The 25,836-nt window shown below is 63.7% G+C and carries 29 protein-coding genes; 21 read left to right on the forward strand and 8 right to left on the reverse strand.

Annotated elements, in window-relative coordinates; all coding sequences use genetic code 11:
* Positions 1-87: 87 nt before the first annotated feature.
* From RP6297_RS04835 to ftsB, 10 genes are all read left to right on the forward strand, one after another.
* Entirely contained in the window at positions 88-1,572 is a 1,485-nt protein-coding gene (locus RP6297_RS04835) for a circularly permuted type 2 ATP-grasp protein (protein ID WP_009238491.1), read from the forward strand.
* A 74-nt stretch (positions 1,573-1,646) separates the two neighbouring features.
* Positions 1,647-2,597 carry an alpha-E domain-containing protein gene (locus tag RP6297_RS04840; protein WP_009238490.1) on the forward strand — a complete coding sequence of 317 codons (951 nt, stop codon included), beginning with the start codon at positions 1,647-1,649 and terminating at the stop codon, positions 2,595-2,597.
* Positions 2,598-2,655: 58 nt separating this feature from the next.
* Positions 2,656-3,501 (forward strand): transglutaminase family protein, encoded by an 846-nt coding sequence (locus tag RP6297_RS04845; protein WP_009238489.1) that lies wholly within the window; start codon positions 2,656-2,658, stop codon positions 3,499-3,501.
* An 82-nt stretch (positions 3,502-3,583) separates the two neighbouring features.
* Positions 3,584-4,486, forward strand: a complete 903-nt coding sequence (locus RP6297_RS04850) for a hypothetical protein (RefSeq protein WP_009238488.1) — start codon at positions 3,584-3,586, stop codon at positions 4,484-4,486.
* Positions 4,487-4,503: 17 nt separating this feature from the next.
* The gene (locus RP6297_RS04855) at positions 4,504-5,325 is read left to right on the forward strand and encodes an alpha/beta fold hydrolase (protein ID WP_009238487.1); all 822 of its coding nucleotides are present in this window, start codon (positions 4,504-4,506) and stop codon (positions 5,323-5,325) included.
* A 90-nt stretch (positions 5,326-5,415) separates the two neighbouring features.
* The gene (locus RP6297_RS04860) at positions 5,416-7,077 is read left to right on the forward strand and encodes a CTP synthase (RefSeq protein ID WP_009238486.1); all 1,662 of its coding nucleotides are present in this window, start codon (positions 5,416-5,418) and stop codon (positions 7,075-7,077) included.
* Positions 7,078-7,098: 21 nt separating this feature from the next.
* The gene (kdsA, locus tag RP6297_RS04865; protein ID WP_009238485.1) at positions 7,099-7,953 is read left to right on the forward strand and encodes a 3-deoxy-8-phosphooctulonate synthase; all 855 of its coding nucleotides are present in this window, start codon (positions 7,099-7,101) and stop codon (positions 7,951-7,953) included.
* Between the two features lie 90 nt (positions 7,954-8,043).
* Positions 8,044-8,334 carry a DUF1330 domain-containing protein gene (locus RP6297_RS04870; RefSeq protein ID WP_009238484.1) on the forward strand — a complete coding sequence of 97 codons (291 nt, stop codon included), beginning with the start codon at positions 8,044-8,046 and terminating at the stop codon, positions 8,332-8,334.
* A 54-nt stretch (positions 8,335-8,388) separates the two neighbouring features.
* Positions 8,389-9,672, forward strand: coding sequence for a phosphopyruvate hydratase (gene eno / locus RP6297_RS04875; protein WP_009238483.1), 1,284 nt, complete (start codon positions 8,389-8,391; stop codon positions 9,670-9,672).
* Between the two features lie 91 nt (positions 9,673-9,763).
* On the forward strand, positions 9,764-10,099 hold the full coding sequence (ftsB, locus tag RP6297_RS04880) for a cell division protein FtsB (protein WP_009238482.1): 336 nt from the start codon (positions 9,764-9,766) through the stop codon (positions 10,097-10,099).
* 57 nt (positions 10,100-10,156) lie between these two features.
* On the opposite strand, the gene RP6297_RS04885 is transcribed toward ftsB, so the two are convergent.
* The 3 genes from RP6297_RS04885 to RP6297_RS04895 form a co-directional block, all read right to left on the reverse strand.
* Positions 10,157-10,570, reverse strand: coding sequence for a hypothetical protein (locus tag RP6297_RS04885; protein ID WP_009238481.1), 414 nt, complete (start codon positions 10,568-10,570; stop codon positions 10,157-10,159).
* Positions 10,571-10,675: 105 nt separating this feature from the next.
* The gene (gene hslO, locus RP6297_RS04890; RefSeq protein WP_009238480.1) at positions 10,676-11,689 is read right to left on the reverse strand and encodes an Hsp33 family molecular chaperone HslO; all 1,014 of its coding nucleotides are present in this window, start codon (positions 11,687-11,689) and stop codon (positions 10,676-10,678) included.
* The gene (locus tag RP6297_RS04895) at positions 11,686-12,213 is read right to left on the reverse strand and encodes a gamma carbonic anhydrase family protein (protein ID WP_009238479.1); all 528 of its coding nucleotides are present in this window, start codon (positions 12,211-12,213) and stop codon (positions 11,686-11,688) included. The genes hslO and RP6297_RS04895 overlap by 4 nt, the downstream gene beginning before the upstream one ends.
* 88 nt (positions 12,214-12,301) lie before the next feature.
* On the opposite strand from RP6297_RS04895, the gene RP6297_RS04900 reads away from it, so the two are divergent.
* The gene (locus tag RP6297_RS04900) at positions 12,302-13,171 is read left to right on the forward strand and encodes a ferritin-like domain-containing protein (RefSeq protein WP_009277367.1); all 870 of its coding nucleotides are present in this window, start codon (positions 12,302-12,304) and stop codon (positions 13,169-13,171) included.
* Between the two features lie 79 nt (positions 13,172-13,250).
* A complete protein-coding gene (locus RP6297_RS04905) occupies positions 13,251-14,168 on the forward strand; it encodes an alpha/beta fold hydrolase (protein ID WP_009238477.1) in 918 nt (305 codons plus the stop codon).
* Between the two features lie 8 nt (positions 14,169-14,176).
* Here the strand turns inward: RP6297_RS04905 and RP6297_RS04910 are convergent, their stop codons facing one another.
* The 3 genes from RP6297_RS04910 to RP6297_RS04920 are packed head-to-tail and all read right to left on the reverse strand — an operon-like array spanning position 14,177 to position 16,195.
* Positions 14,177-14,566: a thiol-disulfide oxidoreductase DCC family protein gene (locus RP6297_RS04910; protein ID WP_009238476.1), complete on the reverse strand. Its 390-nt coding sequence runs from the start codon at positions 14,564-14,566 to the stop codon at positions 14,177-14,179.
* The gene (locus tag RP6297_RS04915) at positions 14,563-15,108 is read right to left on the reverse strand and encodes a DUF4166 domain-containing protein (protein WP_009238475.1); all 546 of its coding nucleotides are present in this window, start codon (positions 15,106-15,108) and stop codon (positions 14,563-14,565) included. Before RP6297_RS04915 ends, RP6297_RS04910 begins: the two co-directional genes overlap by 4 nt.
* Positions 15,109-15,115: 7 nt before the next feature.
* Positions 15,116-16,195, reverse strand: coding sequence for an NAD(P)/FAD-dependent oxidoreductase (locus RP6297_RS04920; protein WP_009277369.1), 1,080 nt, complete (start codon positions 16,193-16,195; stop codon positions 15,116-15,118).
* Positions 16,196-16,346: 151 nt separating this feature from the next.
* On the opposite strand from RP6297_RS04920, the gene RP6297_RS04925 reads away from it, so the two are divergent.
* The 8 genes from RP6297_RS04925 (at position 16,347) to RP6297_RS04960 (ending at position 23,458) form a co-directional block, all read left to right on the forward strand.
* Positions 16,347-17,207 (forward strand): 3',5'-nucleoside bisphosphate phosphatase, encoded by an 861-nt coding sequence (locus tag RP6297_RS04925; RefSeq protein WP_009238473.1) that lies wholly within the window; start codon positions 16,347-16,349, stop codon positions 17,205-17,207.
* A gap of 13 nt (positions 17,208-17,220) precedes the next feature.
* Positions 17,221-17,844, forward strand: coding sequence for an L-threonylcarbamoyladenylate synthase (locus tag RP6297_RS04930; RefSeq protein ID WP_009238472.1), 624 nt, complete (start codon positions 17,221-17,223; stop codon positions 17,842-17,844).
* Positions 17,845-17,910: 66 nt separating this feature from the next.
* A complete protein-coding gene (locus RP6297_RS04935) occupies positions 17,911-18,576 on the forward strand; it encodes a site-2 protease family protein (RefSeq protein ID WP_009238471.1) in 666 nt (221 codons plus the stop codon).
* 21 nt (positions 18,577-18,597) lie between these two features.
* Positions 18,598-19,800: a tryptophan--tRNA ligase gene (locus tag RP6297_RS04940; protein ID WP_004626154.1), complete on the forward strand. Its 1,203-nt coding sequence runs from the start codon at positions 18,598-18,600 to the stop codon at positions 19,798-19,800.
* A gap of 10 nt (positions 19,801-19,810) precedes the next feature.
* Positions 19,811-20,377 (forward strand): class I SAM-dependent methyltransferase, encoded by a 567-nt coding sequence (locus tag RP6297_RS04945; protein ID WP_009277370.1) that lies wholly within the window; start codon positions 19,811-19,813, stop codon positions 20,375-20,377.
* Positions 20,378-20,495: 118 nt separating this feature from the next.
* Positions 20,496-21,380 carry a 4-hydroxy-tetrahydrodipicolinate synthase gene (gene dapA, locus RP6297_RS04950; protein ID WP_009238469.1) on the forward strand — a complete coding sequence of 295 codons (885 nt, stop codon included), beginning with the start codon at positions 20,496-20,498 and terminating at the stop codon, positions 21,378-21,380.
* A 61-nt stretch (positions 21,381-21,441) separates the two neighbouring features.
* A complete protein-coding gene (bamC, locus tag RP6297_RS04955) occupies positions 21,442-22,638 on the forward strand; it encodes an outer membrane protein assembly factor BamC (protein WP_009238468.1) in 1,197 nt (398 codons plus the stop codon).
* Between the two features lie 34 nt (positions 22,639-22,672).
* A complete protein-coding gene (locus tag RP6297_RS04960; protein WP_009238467.1) occupies positions 22,673-23,458 on the forward strand; it encodes an MBL fold metallo-hydrolase in 786 nt (261 codons plus the stop codon).
* Positions 23,459-23,614: 156 nt separating this feature from the next.
* Here RP6297_RS04960 and RP6297_RS04965 read toward each other — a convergent pair whose 3' ends face one another.
* The gene (locus RP6297_RS04965) at positions 23,615-23,821 is read right to left on the reverse strand and encodes a hypothetical protein (protein ID WP_199517404.1); all 207 of its coding nucleotides are present in this window, start codon (positions 23,819-23,821) and stop codon (positions 23,615-23,617) included.
* A gap of 240 nt (positions 23,822-24,061) precedes the next feature.
* Positions 24,062-25,291 (reverse strand): ribosomal protein uL16 3-hydroxylase, encoded by a 1,230-nt coding sequence (locus RP6297_RS04970; RefSeq protein ID WP_009238466.1) that lies wholly within the window; start codon positions 25,289-25,291, stop codon positions 24,062-24,064.
* An 11-nt stretch (positions 25,292-25,302) separates the two neighbouring features.
* On the opposite strand from RP6297_RS04970, the gene RP6297_RS04975 reads away from it, so the two are divergent.
* Entirely contained in the window at positions 25,303-25,830 is a 528-nt protein-coding gene (locus RP6297_RS04975) for an FKBP-type peptidyl-prolyl cis-trans isomerase (protein ID WP_009238465.1), read from the forward strand.
* The last annotated feature ends 6 nt before the right edge of the window (positions 25,831-25,836 follow it).

Raw genomic sequence — 25,836 nt, forward strand, 5'->3', positions numbered from 1 at the left:
GTTGGCCCCATTGTGGGGGGCAAAACCGCTGTGCTATAAAAACCACGTGCCGCGTACATCGCGCGGCGCCGTCAGGGGGAGAAAAGCATGGCAGTCCGGTTCTACGATGAAATGCTCAAATGGCATGACGGGGACCGCAGCCCCCATGCCGCCCAACCGGCCCCGGCAGCGCTTGTCCAGCAGGGCGAGGTTCGCAGCCACTACGGACGTTTCGCCGAATGGCTGGGCGCGCAATCCGCCACGACCCTGCAGAACAAGCGCGCCGAGGCAGACCTGATCTTCCGCCGCGTCGGTATCACCTTTGCTGTGTACGGCGACAAGGACGAATCGAACAGCGGCACCGAACGCACGATCCCGTTCGACATCATTCCGCGCATCTTCCCCGCAAGCGAATGGGCCACGCTCGAGCGCGGCCTGCGGCAGCGCGTTGATGCGCTGAACCGCTTCCTGCACGACATCTACCACGAGCAGAACATCCTGCGCGCGGGCGTCATACCGCCCGATCAGATCTACAACAACGCGCAATACCGCCCGGACATGCTGGGCGTCAACGTGCCGCGCGACATCTACGCGCACGTGGCCGGCATCGACATCGTGCGCGCCGGCGAGGGCGAGTTCTACGTGCTGGAAGACAACCTGCGCGTGCCTTCCGGTGTGTCGTACATGCTGGAAAACCGCAAGATGATGATGCGGTTGTTTCCGGAGTTGTTCGCACGCAATCGTGTGGCGCCGGTCGCGCATTACCCCGACATGCTGCTCGACATGCTGCGCAGCGTCTCGCCCCAGAACATTGCCGACCCGACCGTGGTGGTGCTCACGCCCGGCATGTACAACTCCGCGTATTTCGAACACGCGTTCCTGGCGCAGCAGATGGGCGTTGAACTCGTGGAGGGGCACGACCTGTTCGTGCAGGACGACCATCTCTACATGCGCACGACGCAGGGCCCGCAGCGTATCGATGTGATTTACCGCCGTGTGGACGATGACTTCCTCGATCCGCTCGTCTTCCGGCCGGATTCTTCGCTCGGCGCAGCGGGGCTGCTGTCGGTCTATCGCGCGGGCAACGTGACGATCTGTAATGCCATCGGCACCGGCGTGGCAGACGACAAGTCTATCTACCCGTATGTGCCGGACATGATCCGCTTCTACCTGGGCGAGGAGCCGATCTTGAATAACGTGCCGACGTACATGTGCCGCCGGCCGGATGACCTGCAATACGTCCTGGACCACATGGGCGAACTGGTGGTCAAGGAGACGCACGGGGCAGGCGGCTACGGCATGCTGGTCGGTCCGGCTGCCACGCAGGAAGAGATTGCCGCTTTCCGTGAGGTGGTAAAGGCGCGCCCTGATCAATACATCGCCCAGCCCACCCTGGCGCTGTCGACTTGCCCAACCTATGTGGAGGCTGGTATTGCACCGCGCCACATCGATCTGCGGCCCTTTGTGCTGTCCGGCAAGGACGTGCGCATGGTGCCGGGCGGCCTCACGCGTGTGGCCTTGCGGGCCGGCTCGCTGGTGGTCAACTCGTCGCAGGGCGGGGGCACGAAGGACACGTGGGTGCTGGAGCGCTGAACGCACGCGCAGCGACGCAACCTGGCAATCGATTGATCGATCCACCGCATATCGGATACGTAGAAGGGAACGCCATGCTCAGCCGCACCGCAGACCACCTTTTCTGGATGGCGCGCTACACCGAACGCGCCGAGAACACCGCCCGCATGCTCGACGTGAACTACCAGACCTCGCTGATGCCGCAATCGGCGGAAGTGGCGGAGCAGGGCTGGTGGGCGATGCTCGATATATCCGAACTCACGCAGGTTTTTGCCGACCGCTATGGCTTGCTTTCGCGCGACGACGTGATTGACTTCATGGTGCGCGACATGACCAACCCGTCGTCGATCATGAGCTGCCTGCGCGGCGCGCGTGAGAACGCCCGCGCAGTGCGCGGCTCCCTCACAACGGAAGTGTGGGAAACCATCAACACCACGTGGCTCGACGTGCAGCGCCTGATTGCCGAAGGCATGCTGCGCGAGGATCCGTCGCAGTTCTTTGAGTGGGTGAAGTTCCGCTCGCATCTGTCGCGCGGCGTGCAGGTCGGCACCATGCTGACGGACGACGCATTCCACTTCATGCGGCTCGGGACCTTCCTGGAGCGTGCGGACAACACGGCGCGGCTGCTCGACGTGAAGTTCCAGTCCACGCCCACACGCGATGAATCGGCCGCCGAGCAGGGCGACTTCTATCACTGGGCCGCCACGCTGCGCTCCGTGTCGGGCTTCGAGGTGTATCGCAAGATCTATCGCAACGTCATCACGCCGACGCGCGTGGCGGAACTGCTGATCCTGCGCAGCGACATGCCGCGTTCGCTGCTGGCCAGCATGGACGAGGTGGTTGCGATTCTTTCGACCGTGCGCAACAGTCAATCGGCGGAGACGGAGCGTCGCGCTGGTAAACTGCACGCCGACCTGCGGTACGCCCGCATCGAAGATATCTTTTCGGTCGGCCTGCATGCCTGGCTGACCAACTTCCTGGAGCGGATCGGCGACCTGGGCAACGGCATCAGCCAGGATTTCCTGGTGCCGCTCGAGGTCGCATGACCCTGCAGGGCATTGTGCATAAATCGGGGCGCCGCTTTCGGGCGGCGCCCGTGTCATCGTGAAATACCAAATTCGACATACGACGGTCTACCGTTATGCCGAGCCGCTACGCCACAGCGTGCATGAGCTGCGGCTGACGCCTCGCAGCGGCGAGCTGCAGCAGGTGGAGAGCTGGCAGGTCCACGCGCCTGGCAACCTCACGCGCGCCACCGACGGTTTTGGCAACATCGTCCACCACTTCACTCTCGGCAACCGTACGGAAGACGTCATCATCGACGCGCGCGGTATTGTCGAAGCGTTTCCTGCGGGCTCGCCTGGCAGCCAACGGTTTGTCGACGCCCCCGAGCAGGGGCGCTATCGCGTTTCGCCGCTGTATTTTCTGAGCCCCACGCCGCTGACTTCCGCGCCCGCCGAGATGATCGACTTTGCGCGCGAGCATGCACTGGTGCACGGCGACGCAGAATCTGCCGTGCGCCTGGCGCAAGCCATTGCCACGCGTGTGCGCTACAAGCCGAACACCACGCACGTCGGCACGGCTGCTGCGGAGGCGTTTGGCCTGGGCACGGGCGTATGCCAGGACCAGGCGCAGGTGATGGTCGCGTGCTGCCGGGCACTGGGCGTGCCGGCGCGCTATGTCAGCGGCTATTTCCAGGCCGTGGGCGAAGAAGACCTTGCCAGTCACGCCTGGGCCGACGTCTGCCTCGATGCCGAATCCCACACGTGGTGCAGCATCGACGTCACCCACCAATGCTTTACCGATGCGCGCCATATCCGGTTGGCGGTCGGGCGTGATTACCAGTCGGCTGCGCCGGTTCGCGGCGTGCGGCAGGGCGGGGGTGCTGAGACACTGGATGTCAGCATCTCCATCGAGCCGCTGCCCGCCGAGGCTGCGCAAGTGAATTGAGCATCTCTTCCAAGCGCGCGGATGGGTTCTGATCGCCGCGCTAGAATGCCCTCAACCACCGTTTCCGTTTGTTGTTTCGCCGATGACTTATTGCGTCGCCATGCGCCTGGACGCAGGCCTTGTGTTCCTGTCTGACTCCCGTACCAACGCGGGCGTGGACGCCATTTCCACCTTCCGCAAGATGACCGTCTTCGAGCGCGAAGGCGATCGCGTCATGGTGCTGCTGACGGCCGGCAATCTCGCCATCAGCCAGGCTGTGCGCCAGGTGTTGACCGAAGCGCGCGGCAAGCCGCGCTCGCTGTGGACGGCGCGTGACATGTTCGAGGCGGCCACGATCGTGGGCGAGGCGGTGCGCGACGTTTATGACCGCGACGCCGCGGCGCTGGCCAAGGCCAAGATCGATTTCAACGTCAGCATCATCTTTGGTGGGCAGATTGGCGAAGAGCGGCCGCGCCTGTTCAACGTCTACGCGGCGGGCAACTTCATTGAAGCGACGCCCGAGAACTGCTATTTCCAGATTGGCGAAGCCAAGTACGGCAAGCCGATCATCGATCGCGTGGTCAGCCCCGGGCTGCCGCTGGACGAAGCTGCAAAATGCGCGCTCATCTCGATGGATTCGACGCTGAAGTCCAATATTTCCGTGGGCTTGCCGCTGGATCTGCTGGTCTACGAGGCCGACTCCCTGCAGGTGACGCGCTTTGTCGCCATTGACGAAGACAACCCCTATTTCGCGATGATCCGCGGCACGTGGGGCAAGCGTCTGCGCCAGGTGTTTGCTGAAATCGACGATCCGGATTGGGAAACCGGCACTTCGCCGGCGCACCCGTTGCGCCGCGAGGGGCACCCCTCGGCAGAGGTGGGGCCCGTCCGCATTGCGCCGCCCGCCGCCGAAGCCCCCGCCACACCGGACCGCGCCCCCGGCCCGGCGTTGGAGCAGGTGTCCACGATCCAGCGCGTGGCCGGCGGGTCGCAGAAGTCGCGCTGAACGGCACAGGATCCGAGATGCGCGACGTGATGCTCTTTTCGCATGCCAACGGCTTTCCGGTCGGAACGTATCGCAAGATGCTCGGCGTGCTCGGTGACGAATTCGACATTCGTGCAGTGGAGCGCTTTGGGCACGATCCACGTTTCCCGGTAACGCGGTCATGGCCGGGGCTCGTGAAAGAACTGCTTGCAGAAATCGACGCGCAGGCTGAGCCGGTTTGGCTGGTGGGCCATTCGCTTGGCGGCTTCCTCAGCCTGATGGCGGCGCTGCGCCGGCCCGAGCGGGTGCGGGGCGTCGTGATGCTCGATTCGCCGATCATCGCGGGATGGCGCGCCAAGCTGCTGCGCGTGGCGCAATGGCTCGACATCGACGAGAGCCAATCACCTGCCGCGGCAACAAAGAACCGGCGCCACCTATGGCCCGATCTCGACGCCGTCTGGAGCCACTTCAAGGCCAAACGCAAATTCGATCGGTGGGACGAAGAGGTGCTGCGCGACTATGTTGAGCATGGCACCGAGCCCACCGGCCGTGACCGCGAGCGCACACTGCGCTTCTCCCGCGAAATCGAATACCAGATCTACCGCACGTTGCCGACCAACATGGGGCGCAAGGTCGCGGGCGGGACGGCATTCCCGGTCAGCTTTGTGGCAGGCACCCGCTCGCGCGAGATTCGCCAGGTCGGACTGGGCGCCACTCGGCGCATCGTCGGCGGCAGGCTGCGCTGGATCGAGGGCAGCCATCTTTATCCGATGGAAAAGCCGCTCGAAACGGCCGCGTTGATCCGCGAGTTGATCGATGAAATGCGCGCCAACGCAGGCGCCATGCGGCACGCCGCATAGGCGAGACTGCGCTTGGGCAAATTCCACCGTTCTGTCACGGAACGGAGGGGGACCTTTGCTATAATCCGGCTTTCCCCGGCAAGCTAGGTCATGACCAAGTTCGTATTCGTTACCGGTGGCGTAGTGTCCTCACTCGGCAAGGGCATCGCCGCCGCCTCGCTCGCGGCCATTCTCGAGTCGCGCGGCCTCAAAGTCACCCTCCTCAAACTCGATCCCTACATCAACGTCGACCCGGGCACCATGAGCCCGTTCCAGCACGGCGAAGTGTTTGTGACCGAGGACGGCGCAGAAACCGACCTCGATCTTGGCCATTACGAGCGTTTCGTCTCGGCCAAGATGCGCAAGGCGAACAATTTCACCACCGGCCAGATCTACGAATCCGTGATCCGCAAGGAGCGTCGCGGCGAGTATCTCGGCAAGACGGTGCAAGTCATTCCGCATATCACCAACGAAATCCAGGCGTTCATCGAGCGCGGCGCCGCGGCATCGCACGACGGCAAGGCCGATGTGGCGATCGTGGAAATCGGCGGTACGGTGGGCGATATCGAATCGCTGCCGTTCCTCGAGGCCGCACGCCAGATGAGCCTGCGCCTCGGTCGCAACCAGGTGGCGTTCGCGCACCTGACGCTGGTGCCGTTCATCGCCAGCGCCGGCGAACTGAAGACCAAGCCGACCCAGCACTCGGTGCAGAAGCTGCGCGAAATCGGTGTCCAGCCGACCGCGCTGCTGTGCCGCGCTGACCGCCCGATTCCCGACGATGAACGCGCGAAGATTTCGCTCTTCGCCAACATGCCGCAGGACGCGGTCATCTCGGTGTGGGACGTCGACACCATCTACAAGATCCCGCAGATGCTCAACGAGCAGGGGCTGGATCGCATCATCTGCGAAGAGCTGCGCATCGAAGCTCCGCCGGCGGATCTGTCGGTGTGGGCGCACATGGTGCACACGCTGGAAAACCCGCAGCACGAGATCACCATCGGCATGGTCGGCAAGTACGTTGACCTGACCGAGTCGTACAAGTCCCTGATCGAAGCGCTGCGCCACGCCGGCCTGCACACTTCGACGCGCGTCAATATCGAGTACATCGATTCCGAAGAACTGGAATCGGGCCATACGCAGGTGCTGGATACGCTGGATGCGATTCTGGTGCCGGGCGGCTTCGGCAAGCGTGGTACGGAAGGCAAGATCCGCGCAATCCAATACGCTCGTGAAAAGGGTGTGCCGTACCTGGGCATCTGCCTGGGGATGCAGTTGGCCGTGATCGAGTTTGCACGCCATCTGGCCGGCATGAAGGACGCCAACAGCACCGAATTCAACGACGAGACCGAGCACCCGGTGGTCGCACTCATCACCGAATGGCTGGATCGCGATGGCCGCGTCGAAAAGCGCTCGGCCGACTCCGACCTGGGCGGCACCATGCGCCTGGGCTCGCAGCGCGTACCCGTTCAGCCGGGCACCAAGGCAGCGGCGATCTACGGCGCGGAAGTCAACGAACGCCATCGTCACCGCTACGAGGTGAACAACCACTACGTGCCGCAGCTGGAAAAGGCCGGGATGATCATCTCCGCGCGTACGCCGTCTGAAAACCTGCCGGAAATGATGGAACTGCCGGCGTCGATGCACCCGTGGTTCGTCGGCGTGCAGTTCCACCCGGAATTCACCTCGACGCCGCGTGACGGCCACCCGCTTTTCAAGGCCTACGTGGAAGCCGCGCTGGCACATCAGCAGAACACGCAACGCGCTGTCGCCTGAGTGCCGGCGCACGGGAACATCATGAAACTCTGCGATTTCGAAGTCGGCCTCGACAAACCGTTCTTCCTGATTGCCGGCACCTGCGTGATCGAATCCGAGCAGATGGCGATCGACACCGCCGGCACGCTCAAGGAGATCACGGGTGCGTTGGGCATTCCGTTCATCTACAAGTCGTCGTTCGACAAGGCGAACCGCTCGTCGGACGCTTCGTTCCGCGGTCTGGGCATGGAAGAGGGGCTGCGCATTCTGTCGGAAGTCCGTCGCCAGGTGGGCGTGCCGGTGCTGACCGACATCCATGAGATCGACGAGATCAAGCCGGTGGCCGAAGTCGTGGACGTGCTTCAGACGCCGGCGTTCCTGTGCCGCCAGACCGATTTCATCCGCGCCTGCGCGCAGAGCGGCAAGCCCGTCAACATCAAGAAGGGCCAGTTCCTCGCACCGCACGACATGAAGAATGTCATCGACAAGGCGCGTCACGCTGCCCGCGATGCCGGTCTGCCGGAAGACAACTTCATGGCCTGCGAGCGCGGCGCCTCGTTCGGTTACAACAACCTCGTGTCGGACATGCGCTCGCTGGCGATCATGCGCGAGACGGGGGCGCCGGTGGTGTTCGACGCCACGCATTCGGTGCAACTGCCGGGCGGCCAGGGCACCAGTTCGGGCGGCCAGCGGGAGTTCGTGCCGGTGCTGGCGCGTGCCGCGATCGCTGTGGGGATTGCAGGTGTCTTCATGGAAACGCACCCCGATCCCGCATGCGCAAAATCAGATGGCCCGAATGCTGTGCCGCTGCGGCGCATGAAAGACTTGCTGTCAGTACTGAAAGAACTGGATGCGCTCACCAAGCGCAGCGGTTTCCTGGAAAATCAGTTCGACTGATTTCCCCCGATGACCGGCGGCTCTACCAGCCGCCGCTGTCGTTTTCGGTTCAGCCCAGTTCAGTTTTCGTTTTGGCATCCGGAGAGACACATGGCCGCTGGCTACATCCTCGCGTACGTGGACGTGACAGACCCCGTGCAGTACGAGCAATACAAGACGCTGTCGACCAAGGCCATGCAAGCGCATGGCGCCGAGCCGCTGGTGCGCGGCGGCAAGACCGAGCCACTGGAAGGCGAGTGGAACCCTACCCGCATCGTTGTGCTCAAGTTCCCGAGCTACGATGCCGCCAAGACGTTCTACAACAGCGAGGAATATCGCGCTGCGCGTAATGCGCGCGCCAAGGCTGCCAACATGAACATGATCGTGGTCGAAGGCATTTAACCTGCCTGTCGATCTCGTAGCGTTACCTGCCTTAAGACACCAAGAGGGATTTTCATGAGTGCCATCGTAGATATCATCGGTCGCGAAGTGCTGGACTCGCGCGGCAACCCCACCGTCGAATGCGACGTGCTGTTGGAATCGGGCGTGATGGGCCGTGCCGCGGTGCCGTCGGGCGCATCCACCGGCTCGCGCGAAGCCATCGAACTGCGTGACGGCGACAAGTCGCGCTACCTGGGCAAGGGCGTGCTCAAGGCCGTCGAGCACATCAACACCGAAATCTCCGAGGCCATCATGGGCCTGGACGCGTCGGAACAGGCGTTCCTGGACCGCACCCTGATCGATCTGGACGGTACCGAGAACAAGAGCCGCCTGGGCGCGAACGCCATGCTGGCGGTGTCGATGGCGGTTGCCAAGGCTGCCGCTGAAGAAGCCGGCCTGCCGCTGTACCGCTACTTTGGCGGTTCGGGCGCCATGCAGATGCCGGTGCCGATGATGAACATCGTCAACGGCGGCGCGCACGCCAACAACAGCCTGGACATCCAGGAATTCATGGTGATGCCGGTCGGCCAGTCGAGCTTCCGTGAAGCTCTGCGCTGCGGCGCCGAGATCTTCCACGCGCTGAAGAAGATCCTGGCTGACAAGGGCATGAGCACGGCTGTGGGCGACGAAGGCGGCTTCGCACCGAACTTCGCCAGCAACGAAGAGTGCCTGAACACCATCCTGTCGGCGATTGAGCAGGCTGGCTACAAGGCGGGTGAAGACGTGCTGCTGGCGCTGGATTGCGCCGCGTCCGAGTTCTACAAGGACGGCAAATACCACCTCGAAGGCGAGGGCCTGCAACTGTCGTCAGAAGACTTCGCCAACTATCTGGCGAACCTGGCTGACAAGTTCCCCATCGTGTCGATCGAAGACGGCATGCACGAGAGCGACTGGGCCGGTTGGAAGGCACTGACCGAGAAGCTCGGTAAGAAGGTGCAGCTGGTGGGTGACGATCTGTTCGTCACGAATACCAAGATCCTGAAGGAAGGCATTGAGAAGGGCATCGCCAACTCGATCCTGATCAAGATCAACCAGATCGGTACGCTGACCGAGACGTTCGCAGCCATCGAGATGGCCAAGCGCGCTGGCTACACCGCCGTGATCTCGCACCGCTCGGGCGAAACCGAAGACAGCACGATTGCCGACATCGCCGTTGGCACGAACGCCGGCCAGATCAAGACGGGCTCGCTGTCGCGGTCGGACCGCATGGCCAAGTACAACCAGCTGCTGCGTATCGAAGAAGACCTCGGTGATATCGCCAGCTATCCGGGCAAGTCGGCGTTCTATAACCTGCGATAATCCCTCGCAGTTTTGCTCCGCATGACTGTGCGACCGCCGCTCTGGCGGTCGCATGGTATTTGGAGCCCGAGTACCGCCAACGCTTGTCCCTATGCGCCTGATTACGCTGTTCCTGCTGCTGTTGCTGCTTGCTATCCAGTACCCGCTTTGGCTGGGAAAGGGCGGCTGGCTGCGCGTGTGGGACATGCAAAAGCAGGTGACGGCCCAGAATCAGCGCAACGCTGAACTGAAGCTGCGCAACACCAAGCTAGAAGGCGAAGTGAAGGATTTGAAAGAAGGCACGGGCGCCATTGAAGAGCGCGCGCGCTATGAGCTGGGGATGGTGAAGGACGACGAGGGCTTCGTGCAGTTCGTCGCCCCGGCGCCGAAAACCAGCGAAACTCCGCCGCCTCCGCCGCCTCCGGCGGGGCAGCAGGCGCATCATTAAGTCCGCTACGCGAACGCGTCCTGTCGACGCGCTCGTCCTGAAGCCAAGGGCCGGGATCTACCAGTAATACGGATAGCCCCAAACGGGTGCGCCGTAACTGACGCCCCACCCGCCGCGGTGGCGCCAGCCGCTGCCGTAATACACCGAATAGCCTCCGTAATACGGATACGGCGCGTAGTACGGCGCGGCCGCGTAAGCGCGCGCTTGCGCATCACGCTGGATAGCTTGATCCGATTCGCGCAGCGCCTTGGCATTCAGCGCATCCAGCTTCTTGCGCTCTTCTGCCGACAGCGTTGCCGGCGCCGCAGCCTGCGTATCGCCCGACAGCCGGGCAGTGTAGGGCGTGCCGCCCGGACCACGGGGTACGGCAACGCAGGCCGACGCCAGTAGCGCCACGCCAATCGGCAACGCCAGCGTAGCAGCGCGAGTGAGACTCAACGATCGCAATGACGAGGAAGTGGACTCAGACATGATGCGTTCCGCAGCAGGCGGCAGATGAGGAAACTGCCGACTTAGAGCGTGGGCGGCCCCGATAAGTGCCGCGCGCCACGCGTACTTCATACTATGTCGCCTTGTTCAGTGGCGCTGGTCAGATGCGCCCTGTATGCCCTGCGCGACGGTCTCCTGTGCGAAGAGCTGTGCACAATCCACGGCGTCGAAGCTGTAGTGCTGGCCGCAGAATTCGCAGTCGATTTCCACCTTGCCGCGTTCTTCCAGAATGCTGTCGACCTCGGGTTGGCCGAGCGAACGCAGCATGGATCCTACGCGCAGACGCGAGCACGAGCAGCGGAAACGCGGGCTCTGCGGCTCGAACATGCGGATGCCGGCGGCTTCCATTTCTTCCCAGTACAGGCGCTTGATGAGCGTGTCGATGGGCTGCCCGAGCAGTTCGTCGCGGCGCAGCGTCTTGCCGAGCTGGCAAACGCGTTCCCACGTGTCGAGGTCTTGCTCCTGCACGTCCTTGTGCAGAGGCTGGCCGGTCTCGCCCACCTGTGCGAACGCATGGCCCGTGCGGTCTTCCATCGCACCGCCATACGAAGGCAAGCGTTGCAGCAGCATGCCCGACGCGACCTTGCCGTCGGCAGCCAGCCACAGACGCGTGTCGAGCTGCTCGGAGCTTTGCATGTAGTGCTCAAGCACTTCGGTGATGCTGGCGAGCGGCCCGTTCTCGTCGGACAGCGGCACGATGCCCTGATATGGCTGCTGGCCGGGCAGCTTGTCTTGCGGATCGAGCGTGATGGCGAAGCGCCCGTTGCCGTGCACGTTGACCATGGTGGCCAGCGTGGCGTCGTCCGCAATCTCGGCACCTTCGGCAATCTTGGCAGTGGCCCGCATCGACAGGTCGGAGTTGCACTCCACGACCAGCATGCGCACCGGGCCGTCGCCGTGCAGTTGCATGACCAGTGCGCCGTTGAACTTGAGGTTGGCCGACAGCAGCGCAGCAGCGGCCATCATCTCGCCCAGCAGCGTGCTGACCGGGGCGGGGTAGCGGCGGCGGTTCAGCACTTCTTGCCACGTGCCTTCCAGGCGCACCAGTTCACCGCGCACGGGCGCAGCGTCAAACACAAATTTCTTCAGCTCGTCAGTCATCCATCAATCCGTTTCAGTTGCTGCTTGTACATCGCCTGACGCACTGCATACGTTTCGGTGTTCAGGTGCATCTTGGCAATGTCGTCTTCCGTCAGTTTGCGCACGGCCTTCGCGGGGGCACCCAGAATGAGCGTGCCGTCTTCGAAGACCTTGCCTTCGGTGACGATCGCTCCAGCGCCCACCAGGCAGTTCTTGCCGATCACGGCGCGATTGAGCACCACCGCCTGGATGCCGATCAGCGAGCCCTCGCCGATGGTGCAGCCGTGCAGCATGGCCTGGTGGCCGATCGTCACGCGGTCGCCGATGTTCAGCGGGCAGCCCGGGTCGGTGTGCAGCACCGAGCCTTCCTGCACGTTGCTGGCCTCGCCCACGGTAATCGGCTCGTTGTCGCCGCGGATGACGGCGCCGGGCCACACGCTTGCGCGTGCTTTCAACTCCACGCGGCCGATAACGGTCGCTTCCGGGGCCACATAGGCGTTTGCGTCAATGTTCGGGGCAACGTCGCCGAGTTGGTAGAGGGCCATGCGATCGGTCTCCAGGATCTGCGTAGGTGAGGAAAAAGGGCGCGTCTTCAAGCTTGCCGGGCAAGGCAGGCCGATGCGTCGAATTAAAATGGCGGAAAGTCCAAATTGTACGCTGATGACCGCTTCGCAACCTCGCCACCAAACGCCCGCTGACACACTGCGCCATGCTGCCCTGGCCGCGCTGTGTCTCACCGATCCGGCCAGCAAGGCGGACGCCACGCTGCGTCTGGGCGAGCGCGCCAAGAACGCCGACGACGCGAGCTGGGGCATTGACGAGGCCATTGCGGCACCAGCAAACGGTGTCCCCGGCCGCCCTGACGTACCGGTGCTCGTGCCGCCGTCCGAAGTTCCACGCCGCCGTGCGATCGATACGCCACGCGGCCGCGGCGCGCTGCTGCACGCGCTCGCGCACATTGAATTCAACGCCATCAATCTTGCGCTCGATGCCGTGTGGCGTTTTGCCGGAATGCCCGCGGCGTTCTACCAGGACTGGACGCGCGTGGCGGCGGAGGAAGCGACGCACTTTTCGCTGCTTTCCGCGCATCTGGCCACGCTAGATTGCCGCTACGGTGATCACCCCGCCCACGACGGCTTGTGGCAGATGACGGAGAAAACCGCCGCCGATCCGCTCGCGCGCATGGCGCTGGTGCCGCGCACGCTGGAGGCACGTGGACTCGACGCCTCGCCGCCGATTCGGGCCAAGCTGGCCCAGGCCGGTGATATGGCGGCTGCAGGCATTCTCGACATCATCCTGCGCGACGAGATTGGCCACGTGGCGGTCGGCAACCGCTGGTACCGCTGGCTCTGCGAGCGCGCCGGCCTGGACCCCGTGCCGACCTATCGCAAGCTGGCTGAGCAATACGGTGCGCCGCGATTGCGCGGGCCATTCAACCTGGAAGCGCGCCGCCAGGCCGGTTTCGACGACGACGAAATCGCCGCGCTGGAAGCCTCGTTCTGAGCGCCACGGCGCAGCTCATCCGCCGCTATAATCCCGAGAAAAAGAACGATCGTTCGATTTATATTCGGTGACGGAAACCATGGACTCCACCACGCAGCCGGCCGCCCGCCAGGCCTCCCGCTCGACCTACCTGCCCGTGCGCGGCCTGCGCTACCACATCCGTGAATGGGGCGAGCCCGGTGCGCCCATCCTGTTCCTGTTTCACGGGTGGATGGATGTGTCGGCATCGTTCCAGTTTCTGGTCGATGCACTGCGCGAGCGCTGGCATATCGTGGCGCCGGATTGGCGCGGCTACGGCCAGACCGCCCGGCCTACCGATGCCCCCGGCGTGGAGAGCTACTGGTTTGCCGATTACGTGGCCGACCTCGAAGCGATCATCGATCACTACCAGCCGGAAGGGCAGGTGACGCTGGTCGGTCACAGCCTGGGCGCCAACGTGGTGTGCCTGTACGCAGGCATCCGGCCCGAACGCGTGCGACGCGTGGTGGATCTGGAGGGCTTTGGCATGTCGGCGTCGAAGGCATCGCAGGCGCCGCGCCGCTATGCGCGATGGCTCGACGAGCTGAAGGACAAGCCGCGCCTGAACACCTACGCGACCGTCGAGGACGTCGCCGCGCGCCTGCAGAAGACCAACCCACGCCTGCCCGCCGACAAGGCCGCATTCCTGGCGCAGCACTGGTCGAGCCAGAATGCTGACGGCCGCTGGGAGATCCTCGGTGACCCCGCGCACAAGATCATCAATCCGCAGCTTTATCGGCTGGATGAGGTAATGGAAATCTGGCGCCGTGTTACCGCCCCCGTGCTGCACGTCGAGGCAGTCGATTCGCCCACATTAAAAGCCATTGCAGGCGACGTGCCGCTGGCTGAATTCAAAACCCGCTTTGCGGCGTTTCCTGATTTCCGGGAAGTGCTGATTGCGGATGCGGGCCACATGCTGCATCACGATCAGCCGGAGCAGGTGGCCGCGCTGATCGAAGAGTTCTGTTTGCAGCGCTAGGCGGCAGGTCAATCAAGAAACCGCTGTGCCGCGCCGGGCGGCGGCAGGATGCAGGTGTCTGACCGCCCAAACCATCGATAGCGATTGCGTGCAACGCGGCGATACAACGCGTCGCGCAGCGTTGCAGGGATCAACCAGCCGATCCAGGCCAAGCGCCACGGCCAGCCAAGCGCATGCAGGATGCGCAGGATGGCGGCGCTTTCACGCCACGCACGGCCGTCTCGCACGAAGAGCACGGTATCCACGTCATCCGGATTCACGCCGGCCTGCGCGAGCAGCTGCCGCCCGGTTTGACCCTGCATGGACGCGAAGCGCAGCAAGCCTTGTCGGTCAGGCCGCAGCAGAAACTGGATGGAGCCGCTGCACAGCAGGCAGTGCGCATCGTATACGACGATCATTCGCGCTCCATCGTCGTCAGGTCGAGATAACCTCGATACGCCGCAACCACGCCAAGCAACGGCAGGCTGGCGCGCACGTTGAAGTGGAAGCGGTCACCGTCGCCGGATTCCTCGGCCAACACGGCGGGCCGCAGCCAGGCAGGGCAAGGGATGCCGAGGAAGCGCAAACCTTCCAGACGCATGCGCAATACGGCGTGATTCGCCTCCAGCGAAAAGAACAGGCGCACCGCGCCGAGCCGCTCTGTGAGGTACCCCCGGTGCAGCGACAAGGTCGAGCGCATCGTGTGGCGGGGAAATTGGCGCGTCCAGATTTCTTCCGTGCCGGCGGTGTTGAGCGTGATTCGGATCGGGCCACGCGTCGGTGCCCGCGGCGTGCGAATACACCATGCAAGCACGCGTGCGAGGTGCGTGGCTGGCGGTTCCGTTTCGACTTCGCCGTGCAGCGTCACCGCGCCGGTCAGGCAGTGGAAGGTTTGCACGGCCGGCGCCAGTTCCGCATATCGCGCGCCAAGCACAGTTTCGTAGAGCGACGGTGGGCGCATGCGAGACTTATTCCGCCGTTACATGCAGTTTCGTCTGCAGCCCGGCGTCGTTGCTCGAATGCGTATGCACCAGCGTCTTGTCCGGATTCGCATACCGGTAGGCGCGCCGCAGCGCCATCGCCACTTCATGAAAGCCCGACAGAATCAGCTTCTGCTTGTTTGGATACAGCGCGATATCGCCCGCCGCGAACACGCCCGGGCGCGAGGTCTCGTACGCCGTTGTTTCCACCGTAATACGGCCCGCGCGCATCTCCACGCCCCAGTTGACAATCGGGCCCGGCTCGGAAATCAGACCATACAGGGCGATCAGTTCATCGCAGGGCAGAACGGTTTCGCCGTCGCGCCCGCGGATGGCTGCGCCGGTGAGCGTGCCGTCGGGCGTGCTGTCCAGGCGCGAAAGCATGCCGAGCACGAAATCCATTTCGCCGGCGGCGACGGCGGCGCGCATTTCAGCAACGCTCGCATCGGCCGCTCGGAAGCCCTCTCGCCGATGGACCAGTGTCACGCGTGCGGCGACTTTGCACAGCGCGAGCGCCCAGTCGAGCGCGGAATCCCCGCCGCCGGCGATGACGACGCGCTTGCCCGCAAAGCGCGCGGTGTCGCGCACGGCATAGTGCAGATGGCGACCTTCCAGAGCGGCCGCTTCAGGCAAAGCCACACGTTGTGGGGTGAACGCACCGTTGCCTGCCGTAATGAGTACGGCGGCGCAGTCGAACACGTCGCCGGCGCTGGTGGTGACCCGAAAGCGCCGGCCCTGCTCGCTTTCCAGTGTCTCCACGGTTTCGGCCCTGCGACCACACAGGATGGGGTAGTTGAACGGCGCGCATTGGGCCATCAGCCGGTCGACGAGTTCCTGCGCCGTGCACGAGACCAGCGCCGGGATGTCATAGATCGGCTTTTCCGGGTACAGCTCCGTGCATTGGCCGCCCGGGCGGTCCAAGGCATCCACCAGCACGCAAGACAAGCCGAGCACGCCTGCCTGGAACGCCGCAAACAGCCCGACTGGCCCGGCGCCCACGACGAGCACGTCGATAGTTTGCTCCACGGGCTGGGGGGAATTGGCGACGAGTGTGGTTGCGGAAGTCATGGCAAAGCGAATGGGACAAAACAATGCGGCCACTATAGCCTGCAGCAAGCGGCCCGCCGCGAACACCGCCACGGGCAGTCGGGTCTTCCGGATGCCGATCCGTGGGGGGCAGGGCTCCCCCGGTTGCGCGCCGCAGCAGTAAAATGGCGAAATGCCAAATCTCTCCGCCGCCTCCGCCCGAAATGCCGATCTGCACTGCCACTCCACGGTGTCGGACGGCATGCTCGCGCCGCACGAAGTGGCCGCGCGTGCTGCCGCCCACGGTGTGACGCTCTGGGCGTTGACTGACCACGACGAAGTGGGTGGACAGGCCGCCGCGCGCGAAGCCGCAACGGTCCTGGGCATGGATTACCTCTCGGGTGTGGAGATTTCCGTGACGTGGGCGGGGCGCACGCTGCACATCGTCGGCCTGGGCATCGATCCGGATAACGCCGATCTGGCGCAGGGCCTGGAACGCACGCGCTCCGGCCGCTGCGCGCGCGCCGAAGACATCAGCGCCGCGCTTGCCAAGCTCGGCATCGAAGGCGCCTACGAAGGTGCTTTGCGGTACGCCGGCAACCCGGACATGGTCTCGCGCACCCATTTCGCACGCTTCCTCGTCGAGCACGGTCACTGCCGCGACATCCACGAGGTGTTCGACCGCTATCTGGGCGACGGCAAGCCGGGCTACGTGCCGCATCGCTGGGCGCGCCTGGCCGATGCGATCAACTGGATCAAGGGCGCGGGCGGCGTCGCGGTGATGGCGCATCCGGGGCGCTACACGCTGTCGCTGGTCGAGCACGGCGCGTTGTTTGACGAATTCAAGGCGCTGGGCGGCGAGGGCGTCGAAGTCGTCACTGGCAGTCATACGCCCGACCAATATGCGCTGTATGCCGACGTAGCCCGCCGCTACGGCCTGCTGGCGTCGCGCGGTTCAGACTTCCATGGCCCGGGCGAGGGCCGCGTCGAACTCGGCACGCTGCCGCCGCTGCCCGATAACCTGACGCCGGTGTGGAGCCGGTGGATGTCCTGACCGCGCGGCTGCCATGTCCCAGTTCTTCCAGATCCACCCGACTACGCCGCAAGGGCGCTTGATCCGCCAGGCCGTGGAGATCATCCGCGGCGGGGGCCTGGTCGCGCTGCCCACCGATTCCTGCTACGCGCTCGCCTGCCATCTGGACGACAAATCGGCCGTCGAGCGCCTGCGCCGCGTGCGCAGCATCGACGAAAAGCATCACCTGACATTGATGTGCCGGGACCTTTCCGAGCTGGCCACGTTCGCGCGTGTCGACAACAAGCAATATCGCGTGCTGAAGGCGGCCACACCGGGGCCGTTCGTCTTCCTGCTGGAGGCGACCAAGGAGGTGCCGCGCCGGCTTTCGCACCCGTCGCGCAAGACGATCGGCCTGCGCGTACCGGAACACGCGATTCCCCTGGCGCTGATGGCCGAGCTGGGTGAGCCGCTGCTCTCCGCCACGCTGCAACTGCCCGGCGATGACGAACCGCTCAACGAGGCCGAGACCATTCGGGATCGGCTTGAAAAGCAGCTTGAACTCGTCATCGACGGTGGCCCGGCCCCGGCCGAACCCACCACCGTCATCGACCTGACAGGCGGCGAGCCCGAGCTTGTGCGCCAAGGCCGGGGTGATCCGGCTCGCGTGGGCCTGTAGGCCAGCCCTTGGCGCTTGCTTCGGTGGCGTCGTGCTGCGGCGCGCGCTTGCTACAATAGCGCGCCTATGGACCCCACACTGATCCAGAACATCGCGGTTTACGCGATTCCCGTCCTGTTTGCCATCACGCTGCATGAGGCGGCGCACGGTTACGTCGCCAAGCATTTCGGCGACGATACAGCCTATGTCATGGGCCGCATCAGCATCAATCCCCTGCGCCACATCGATCCCATCGGCACGATTGCGATGCCGTTGCTGCTGTATTTTGCGACCCATGGTGCCTTCGTGTTTGGCTATGCCAAGCCGGTGCCGGTGCGCTTCGACCGTCTGCGGGACCCGCGCTGGCATGGCATGTGGGTGGCGCTGGCGGGGCCCGTTACCAACTTTGGCCAGGCGATCTTCTGGGGCGTGCTGGCGGTGGTGTTCGCGGTGGGCGGCGTGAACGAGCCGTTCCTGATCGGCATGGCGCGCGCGGGCATTCTGGTCAATATGGTGATGGCGGCGTTCAACATGTTTCCGCTGCCGCCGCTCGATGGCGGGCGCGTGCTGGCAGCACTCCTGCCACCCCGGATGGCGCTCGGTCTATCGCGCATCGAACCGTTCGGCTTCTTTATCGTGATGGCGTTGATTATTTCCAACGTCATCACCAACGTCTGGATGCGCCCGATCATGGCGCTGCTGTTTCAACTGCTGCAGTGGATTCTGAGTCCGCTGCAGATGCTGTTTTCCTGAGTCTTCAACTCCATTTCCCACATGTTTCCTGACCGCGTTCTCTCTGGCATGCGTCCGACCGGTGCGCTGCACCTGGGGCATTACCACGGCGTCCTGAAAAACTGGGTCCGGCTGCAAGCCGAGTATCCGTGCTTCTTCTTCGTCGCCGACTGGCATGCGCTGACCACGCACTACGAGTCGCCCGAGGTGATCGAGGAATCGGTGTGGGAAATGCTGATCGACTGGCTCGCTGCGGGTGTCGATCCGACGCAGTCCACACTGTTCATCCAGAGCCGTGTGCCCGAGCACGCGGAGCTGTTCCTGCTGCTCTCGATGGGCACGCCGCTCGGCTGGCTCGAACGTGTGCCGACCTACAAGGACCAGATCGAAAAGCTGAAGGAGAAGGACCTCTCCACCTACGGCTTCCTCGGCTATCCGCTGTTGCAAGCCGCTGACATCCTGATCTACCGCGCTGGCTTCGTGCCGGTGGGCGAAGACCAGGTGCCGCACGTCGAGATGACACGCGAAGTCGCCCGCCGGTTCAATTACCTCTATGGCCGTGAACCGGGCTTCGAAGAGAAGGCGCTGGAGGCGGCAAAGAAACTGGGCGGCAAGCGCGCCAAGCTGTATTTGGAACTGCGCACAGCCTACCAGGAGCGCGGTGAAGACGAGGCCCTGGAGCAGGCCCGCGCACTGCTGGCCGAATCGCAGAGCCTGTCCATGGGCGACCGCGAACGCCTGTTCGGCTATCTGGAAGGCGCCCGCAAGATCATCCTGCCCGAGCCGCAGGTGCTGCTGACCGAGGCTTCGCGCATGCCGGGTCTCGACGGCCAGAAGATGTCCAAGTCGTACGGCAACACGATCCGCATGCGCGAGGACAAGGAAACCGTCGAGAAAAAGGTTCGCACCATGCCGACCGATCCGGCTCGCGTGCGCCGCACCGATCCGGGCGACCCGGACAAGTGTCCGGTCTGGCAGTTGCATCAGGTCTACTCTGATGCCGACACGAAAGAGTGGGTGCAAAAGGGTTGCCGCAGCGCCGGCATTGGCTGCCTGGAGTGCAAGCAGCCCGTGATCGAGGGCATCCTGCGGGAGCAGCAGCCGATGCTTGAGCGCGCCCAGAAATACATCGACGATCCGTCACTGCTGCGCGCCATCATTGCCGATGGCTGCGACAACGCCCGCAAGGTTACGCAGGAGACCATGCGCGAGGTGCGCGAGGCGATGGGTCTGTCGTACAGCTGATGGGCTGTTGATGTCTGCTGTCGCGTCTGATTCACACACGTTCGCTGCGCCCTCGCCGTGGGTGGTGCGTTGGGCTGCTGGACTGCCGGCTGGCGCCTCCGTGCTGGACGTGGCTTGCGGCAGTGGACGCCACGTGCGCTGGCTGGCCGCACGCGGTCTACGCCTGACTGGCATCGACCGCGATGCGGCCGCGCTGTCGGGCCTCGCCGGCATCGCCGAAACCATCGTCGCTGACATCGAAGGCGGCCCCTGGCCGTTGCCTGCCGGCGCCACTTTCGATGCCGTTGTCGTCACGAACTATCTGCACCGACCGCTTTGGCCGCACTTGCTGGCGGCCGTCGCGCCGGGCGGCCGGCTGATCTACGAAACTTTCGCCGACGGAAACGAAACCGTAGGGAAGCCGTCGAACTCGGCATTCCTGCTGACACCAGGCGAACTGCTCGATGCCGTGCGAGGCCCGATGCGGGTGATCGGCTACGAAGACGGTTTTCTCGCATCGCCCCGAGACGCTTACTTGCAGCGGATTTGCGCGGTTCGCGAGCCCTCAGGGGCGGTTGCGCCGCGCTACGCACTTTGAAGTTGCTGAGGACGGCGGCTTACCCGTCTCTTGGCGGGTCTCAGATGTGGCGAATCCGTTCTGACGATCCGGTACAATCCGACTGTTTACGTTCACGCTTTTGTCTGCTTTCGAAACCATGATCCAGATTTCCGGCAGTCTCGTCGCCATCGTCACGCCCATGCACGAGGACGGCAGCCTTGATTTCCCGTCCCTGCGCAAGCTCATCGACTGGCACATCGCCGAAGGCACCGACGGCATCGTGATCGTCGGAACGAGTGGCGAATCGCCCACCGTGTCGGTGGAAGAGCACCGTGAACTGATCAGGGTGGCGGTCGAGCAAGCTAACAAGCGCGTTCCCATCATCGCCGGCACGGGCGGCAACTCCACCACCGAGGCGATCGAGCTCACGGCGTATGCCAAGCAAGTGGGCGCTGACGCTTCGCTTCAGGTCGTGCCGTACTACAACAAGCCGGCGCAGGAAGGCATGTATCTGCACTTCCGCAAGGTGGCCGAGTCGGTGGATCTGCCGGTTATTCTGTACAACGTGCCGGGCCGCACCGTGGCCGATATGACGGTCGAAACCATGCTGCGTCTGGCTGAAGTGCCGGGCATCATCGGCGTGAAGGAAGCCACGGGCAACATTGACCGCGCTGCGCAACTCATCAAGGGCGCGCCGGGCTCGTTCAAGATTTACAGCGGGGATGACCCGACCGCCATCGCGCTGATGCTGCTGGGTGGGCACGGCAATATCTCCGTGACGGCCAACGTTGCGCCGCGCGCCATGCACGAACTGTGCGCAGCAGCCATGCGCGGCGACGTGGAAACGGCTCGCCGCATCCACATGCAACTGCTGTCGGTGCACAAGAATCTGTTCGTCGAGTCGAATCCGATTCCCGTCAAGTGGGCTCTCCAGGCCATGGGCAAGATGGAAGGCGGCATCCGCCTGCCGTTGACGCCGCTGGCCCCCCAGTATCACGAGGTCGTGCGCGCATCCCTGAAGGATGCCGGGCTGCTCTCCTGATTGTTTCAAGGCGCTTCTCAGGCCCTTAAGCCATCGTTCTCATCTGAAGGATCGCAAGTCAATGAAACTGCACCAAACCCGTCGCGGGGCTATGGCGACGTCCGCTCAACTGTTGCTGGCCGCGTTGTCGGTTGCCCTGATTTCCGGTTGCGATACCGTCAATGAGGTGATGCAGCCGGACCGCATCGATTACAAATCGCAGGCCAAGAAGGGCCCGACGCTTGAGGTCCCGCCCGACCTGACCGGCATCCAGGCGGATCGCCGCTATGCCGCACCGGACACGGGCACGACCACGCTGTCGGCCTACACGTCGACGGCGCCCAAGGTCACGACGCCGGGCTCGGGCACCGAGAACGTGCTGCCCGCCGTGTCCGACATGCGCATCGAGCGCGATGGCAATCAGCGCTGGCTGGTTGTGAAGACCACGCCGGATGCCCTGTGGCCACAATTGCGCACGTTCTGGCAAGAGCTGGGCTTCCTGCTGGTGATCGACTCGCCCGAGACCGGCATCATGGAAACCGACTGGGCCGAGAATCGCGCGAAGATTCCGCAGGACATCATCCGCCGCACCGTCGGCAAGGTGTTCGATGGCTTGTACTCGACGTCTGAGCGTGACAAGTTCCGCACCCGCATCGAGAAGGGTCCGAACGGCACGGTCGAAGTCTACATCTCGCACCGCGGCGCGCAGGAACAACTGGTCGGTTCGTCCAAGGACCAGACCGTGTGGACGCCGCGTCCGGCCGATCCGGAACTCGAAGCCGAATTCCTGTCGCGCCTGATGCAGCGTCTGGGCGCCAGCAAGGAAGCCGCGCAGCAGAAGCTCGCACAAACGCAGGCTGTGCACCCGGTGCAAGACGGCGCGAAGGCCGAACCGGCTCCGCGTACCGGCCCGTCGTTGCTCACGCAGTCGAATGGCCAACCGATCCTGCAGGTGCCGGAGCCCTTTGATCGTGCATGGCGTACCGTGGGCCTGGCGCTGGATCGCGTGAACTTTACCGTGGATGATCGCGATCGTTCGCAAGGCGTGTATTTCGTTCGCTACGCTGATACGCGTGCCGAAGCGAATGCACCGGGCTTCTTCTCGCGCCTGTTCTCGGGCACGAAGATCGAAGACCTCAAGCGCGCCAAGCGTTACCGCGTGGTGGTGAAGGATGCCGGCACGTCGTCGACGGTGCTGGTGCAGAACGACGACGGCTCCGCGCAGACCGGTGACATCGGCAAGCGCATCCTGTCGCTGCTCGACGAGCAACTGCGGTAATCGACGTTATGCAGTATGGCTGCCTGGGTGGGCGATGACACTGAGATTCGCCAGCCTTGGCAGCGGCAGTGAAGGGAATGCGCTGCTCGTCGAATCCGCGAGCGGCGCGACGTGCACGCGCATCCTGCTGGATTGCGGATTCGGTATCCGCGAGACCGTGCGACGGCTCGAACGCCTGGGCTGTACGCCCGAATCCCTCAACGCCATCCTCGTCACGCACGAGCATAGCGATCACGTTGGCAGCGCCTATGCGGTTGCCGCCAAATTCGATATCCCCGTCTGGACCAGCCACGGTACGTATCGCGCCACGGAAAACCTGCGCGGCGCCGACCGTGCAGCCGTGCGTTTCTGCCGCGCCGACGATATGTTCTGTGTCGGTGATCTGCAGATCCTGCCATACACCGTGCCGCACGACGCGCGCGAGCCACTGCAGTTCGTTTTCAACGACGGTGCGCGGCGCCTGGGTGTGCTGACCGATGCCGGCATGTTGACGGAATACCTGTGCGCCCATCTGGCAGGCATGCACGCCCTCGTGCTCGAATGCAATCATGACCGCGAGATGCTGGCCAATTCAGCCTATCCGTGGTCATTGAAACGGCGTATCGGTGGAGATTTCGGCCATTTGGCCAATGACATTGCAGCCGCGATCCTTACGCGCGTTCGCCACGACGCGTTGCATACGGTCGTTGCTGCGCATCTGTCCAAGCAGAACAACACGCCGCTATTGGCTGCTGAGGCGATTGCCGTGCCGCTGGGGGCTCGCACTGAAGACATGCCGATTGCGGATCAGGAAGAGGGCCTGCTTTGGTGCACCGTTTGAGGGCGGCTGGTCCGATCGACGCGGCTTGTAAGATTCAGAAACAACTTTGAATGGCGGATGGGTCGCGTAGTTGCTGCTCGGAGTTCCAACGCTAGATGGGCGCCCATAAAAAAAGCCGACCTGAAGGTCGGCTTTTTTGTCTCGCGAGAAACGCGATTATTGCTTGGCAGCCGGGGCCGAAGCAGCAGCATCCGAAGCAGCCGGAGCAGCAGCGGCGTCCGAAGCAGCCGGGGCAGCCGGAGCAGCAGCGGCGGGAGCCGAAGCTTCCGGAGCGGCGGTCGGAGCAGCGGCTTCTTCCTTCTTACCGCAAGCAGCCAGAACCACAGCAGCCATCAGCGAGGCGATCAGGAGAGACTTTTTCATTTTTTCGATCCTTAAACTGAATTATGGAAAGCGGACAACAGAAAGCGCGATGAATAATTACCGGTAATTATCGCTCAGGTACTACACCTTCTTCTATGCTGGCAGCCAAGCCGCACGAGGACTGCTCGGCTTGCAAGCTAGCGTCGGATTATAGCGGCCTTTACCTACTGTGTGTAGCTGAGTCGGGGCTGACGCACGTGCGATTCAGACGCTTTTGTAACGATCTGTTTCAATGCGGAATCATCGTTGCGCGGGTCCAGCCAGCCTGAGCCAGCCTTCTTCGTACCAAGCGTGCAGCGTATCCATCAGATCTGGCAAGCCGGCCGCCGCATCCACGGATGCAGCGCTCGCACGACGTGCGTCCGCCAACGCGGAGAGCCACGCAAGCAGCGTTCCCGATGGTTCAAACGTATCGCCGTTGATCCAGAAGCGTTGCGCGTCATACAACGCCTGCGTTCGCGCATCGAGGACGATGCCTTCCTTGCGCGCCCGGGCCGTGAAGCGAGCGAGCGGCAAGCGGGGCTGCGTGACGAAGTCGACGTGATCCTTGGGTTCGGAAAGGTACGCGCCGAGGAATTCACCGACGAGTTCAGGCGTCCAGCGCAACGCGTTGAGCTTCTGGACAAGGGCCTTGACCATGGCGGCCGGCAGTTCGCCGGGGTGGGTGGTGGGCTTCTGTTCGGGATCGGCGTAGCGGCCGTCGAAGTTGGGGTCGTCTTCCAGCGTTTGCGACAGGAAGCCCAGGAAGTGGCCGGCCAGTTCGCGGTACGACGGTGAGCGGAAGCCGATCGAATACGTCATGCAGTCGCCCTCGGCCACGCCGTCATGTGCGTAGTGCGGCGGCAGATACAGCATGTCGCCGGGCTCTAGTACGAATTCCTCTTCGGGCTGGAAGTTGGCGAGGATCTTGAGCGGCAGATCGGGGACGAGCGTGAGATCGTCCTGGGCTGAGATGCGCCAGCGGCGCCTGCCGTGGGCCTGCAGCAGGAACACATCGTACGAATCGAAGTGCGGGCCGACGCCGCCGCCGTCGGTCGCGAAGCTGATCATCACGTCGTCGAGCCTCGCATCCGGAATGAATCGGAAACGCTGCATGAGCGCCTCGACTGCCGGCTCGACGAGATTCGCGCCCTGCACAAGCACCGACCAGTTCCGGGTCTTGCGCGAAGGCAGCGGGCGTTCATCGAAGGGGCCGTGATTGAAGGACCAGCGCCCGCGCGATTGCGCGATCAGTCGCGACTCGACATCTGGGCGCGCAGCCAGGGCAAGTACGCGTTCGGGTGAGAGCGGAAAGTGCAGCGCACGCATCTCTTCGGGGGAGAGTGCCCGCCGGATCAGCAGCGGCTGTTTCTGCCAGTGCGTGCGCATGAATTCGCGCGGTGACAGCCCGCCGAGGAGTTGCGCCGGATGCCCCGCTGGGAGAGCAGGTTGGACGCCGCCATCGGCAGCGTATAATGGGACTTCGTTCATGGAGTGCGCAATTGAAAATCGCGAAGAATACGGTAGTGTCGGTGGCTTACAAACTGTCCGACGCGCAGGGCAACGTCATCGAGGAATCCGATGAGCCGATGGTGTATTTGCACGGCGGCTATGATGGCACGTTCCCCAAGATCGAGGAAGCGCTGGACGGCCAGGAACAAGGCTTCGAGACCAAGCTGCAGCTCGAACCGGACGACGCTTTCGGTGACTACGATCAAGAGCTGATCAAGATCGAGCCGCGTGATCGCTTTCCGGAACCGCTCGAAGTTGGCATGCAGTTCGAGGGCGTGCCCGAAGATGGCGATGAGGAAGACGCCATCGTCTACACCGTCACCGACGTGGCGGAGGATAAGGTTGTGCTGGATGGCAATCACCCGCTGGCAGGCATGGCGCTGCGCTTCGAGTTGAAGGTGACTGAAGTGCGTGAGGCCACGGCTGAAGAAATCGAGCACGGCCACGTGCACGGTGAACACGGCCTTGAAGTAGTGGACGAGGACGAAGACGACGACAAGCCGCACACGCTGCACTGATCGGCG

This window comes from Ralstonia pickettii, assembly GCF_016466415.2.
In the GTDB taxonomy this organism is placed as follows: Bacteria; Pseudomonadota; Gammaproteobacteria; order Burkholderiales; family Burkholderiaceae; genus Ralstonia; species Ralstonia pickettii.

Coding starts and splice junctions, on each gene's coding strand:
- dapA (WP_009238469.1), top strand. CDS start 20,496: ATGATCCAGATTTCCGGCAGTCTCGTCGCCATCGTCACGCCCATGCAC.
- RP6297_RS04925 (WP_009238473.1), top strand. CDS start 16,347: ATGCCAAATCTCTCCGCCGCCTCCGCCCGAAATGCCGATCTGCACTGC.
- RP6297_RS04895 (WP_009238479.1), bottom strand. CDS start 12,213: ATGGCCCTCTACCAACTCGGCGACGTTGCCCCGAACATTGACGCAAAC.
- RP6297_RS04850 (WP_009238488.1), top strand. CDS start 3,584: ATGACTTATTGCGTCGCCATGCGCCTGGACGCAGGCCTTGTGTTCCTG.
- RP6297_RS04930 (WP_009238472.1), top strand. CDS start 17,221: ATGTCCCAGTTCTTCCAGATCCACCCGACTACGCCGCAAGGGCGCTTG.
- RP6297_RS04860 (WP_009238486.1), top strand. CDS start 5,416: ATGACCAAGTTCGTATTCGTTACCGGTGGCGTAGTGTCCTCACTCGGC.
- ftsB (WP_009238482.1), top strand. CDS start 9,764: ATGCGCCTGATTACGCTGTTCCTGCTGCTGTTGCTGCTTGCTATCCAG.
- RP6297_RS04900 (WP_009277367.1), top strand. CDS start 12,302: ATGGCGGAAAGTCCAAATTGTACGCTGATGACCGCTTCGCAACCTCGC.
- RP6297_RS04915 (WP_009238475.1), bottom strand. CDS start 15,108: ATGCGCCCACCGTCGCTCTACGAAACTGTGCTTGGCGCGCGATATGCG.
- RP6297_RS04940 (WP_004626154.1), top strand. CDS start 18,598: ATGTTTCCTGACCGCGTTCTCTCTGGCATGCGTCCGACCGGTGCGCTG.
- RP6297_RS04970 (WP_009238466.1), bottom strand. CDS start 25,291: ATGAACGAAGTCCCATTATACGCTGCCGATGGCGGCGTCCAACCTGCT.
- RP6297_RS04905 (WP_009238477.1), top strand. CDS start 13,251: ATGGACTCCACCACGCAGCCGGCCGCCCGCCAGGCCTCCCGCTCGACC.
- hslO (WP_009238480.1), bottom strand. CDS start 11,689: ATGACTGACGAGCTGAAGAAATTTGTGTTTGACGCTGCGCCCGTGCGC.
- RP6297_RS04855 (WP_009238487.1), top strand. CDS start 4,504: ATGCGCGACGTGATGCTCTTTTCGCATGCCAACGGCTTTCCGGTCGGA.
- RP6297_RS04920 (WP_009277369.1), bottom strand. CDS start 16,195: ATGACTTCCGCAACCACACTCGTCGCCAATTCCCCCCAGCCCGTGGAG.
- RP6297_RS04885 (WP_009238481.1), bottom strand. CDS start 10,570: ATGTCTGAGTCCACTTCCTCGTCATTGCGATCGTTGAGTCTCACTCGC.
- RP6297_RS04960 (WP_009238467.1), top strand. CDS start 22,673: ATGACACTGAGATTCGCCAGCCTTGGCAGCGGCAGTGAAGGGAATGCG.
- RP6297_RS04840 (WP_009238490.1), top strand. CDS start 1,647: ATGCTCAGCCGCACCGCAGACCACCTTTTCTGGATGGCGCGCTACACC.
- RP6297_RS04935 (WP_009238471.1), top strand. CDS start 17,911: ATGGACCCCACACTGATCCAGAACATCGCGGTTTACGCGATTCCCGTC.
- RP6297_RS04910 (WP_009238476.1), bottom strand. CDS start 14,566: ATGATCGTCGTATACGATGCGCACTGCCTGCTGTGCAGCGGCTCCATC.
- RP6297_RS04945 (WP_009277370.1), top strand. CDS start 19,811: ATGTCTGCTGTCGCGTCTGATTCACACACGTTCGCTGCGCCCTCGCCG.
- eno (WP_009238483.1), top strand. CDS start 8,389: ATGAGTGCCATCGTAGATATCATCGGTCGCGAAGTGCTGGACTCGCGC.
- kdsA (WP_009238485.1), top strand. CDS start 7,099: ATGAAACTCTGCGATTTCGAAGTCGGCCTCGACAAACCGTTCTTCCTG.
- RP6297_RS04870 (WP_009238484.1), top strand. CDS start 8,044: ATGGCCGCTGGCTACATCCTCGCGTACGTGGACGTGACAGACCCCGTG.
- RP6297_RS04835 (WP_009238491.1), top strand. CDS start 88: ATGGCAGTCCGGTTCTACGATGAAATGCTCAAATGGCATGACGGGGAC.
- bamC (WP_009238468.1), top strand. CDS start 21,442: ATGAAACTGCACCAAACCCGTCGCGGGGCTATGGCGACGTCCGCTCAA.
- RP6297_RS04965 (WP_199517404.1), bottom strand. CDS start 23,821: ATGAAAAAGTCTCTCCTGATCGCCTCGCTGATGGCTGCTGTGGTTCTG.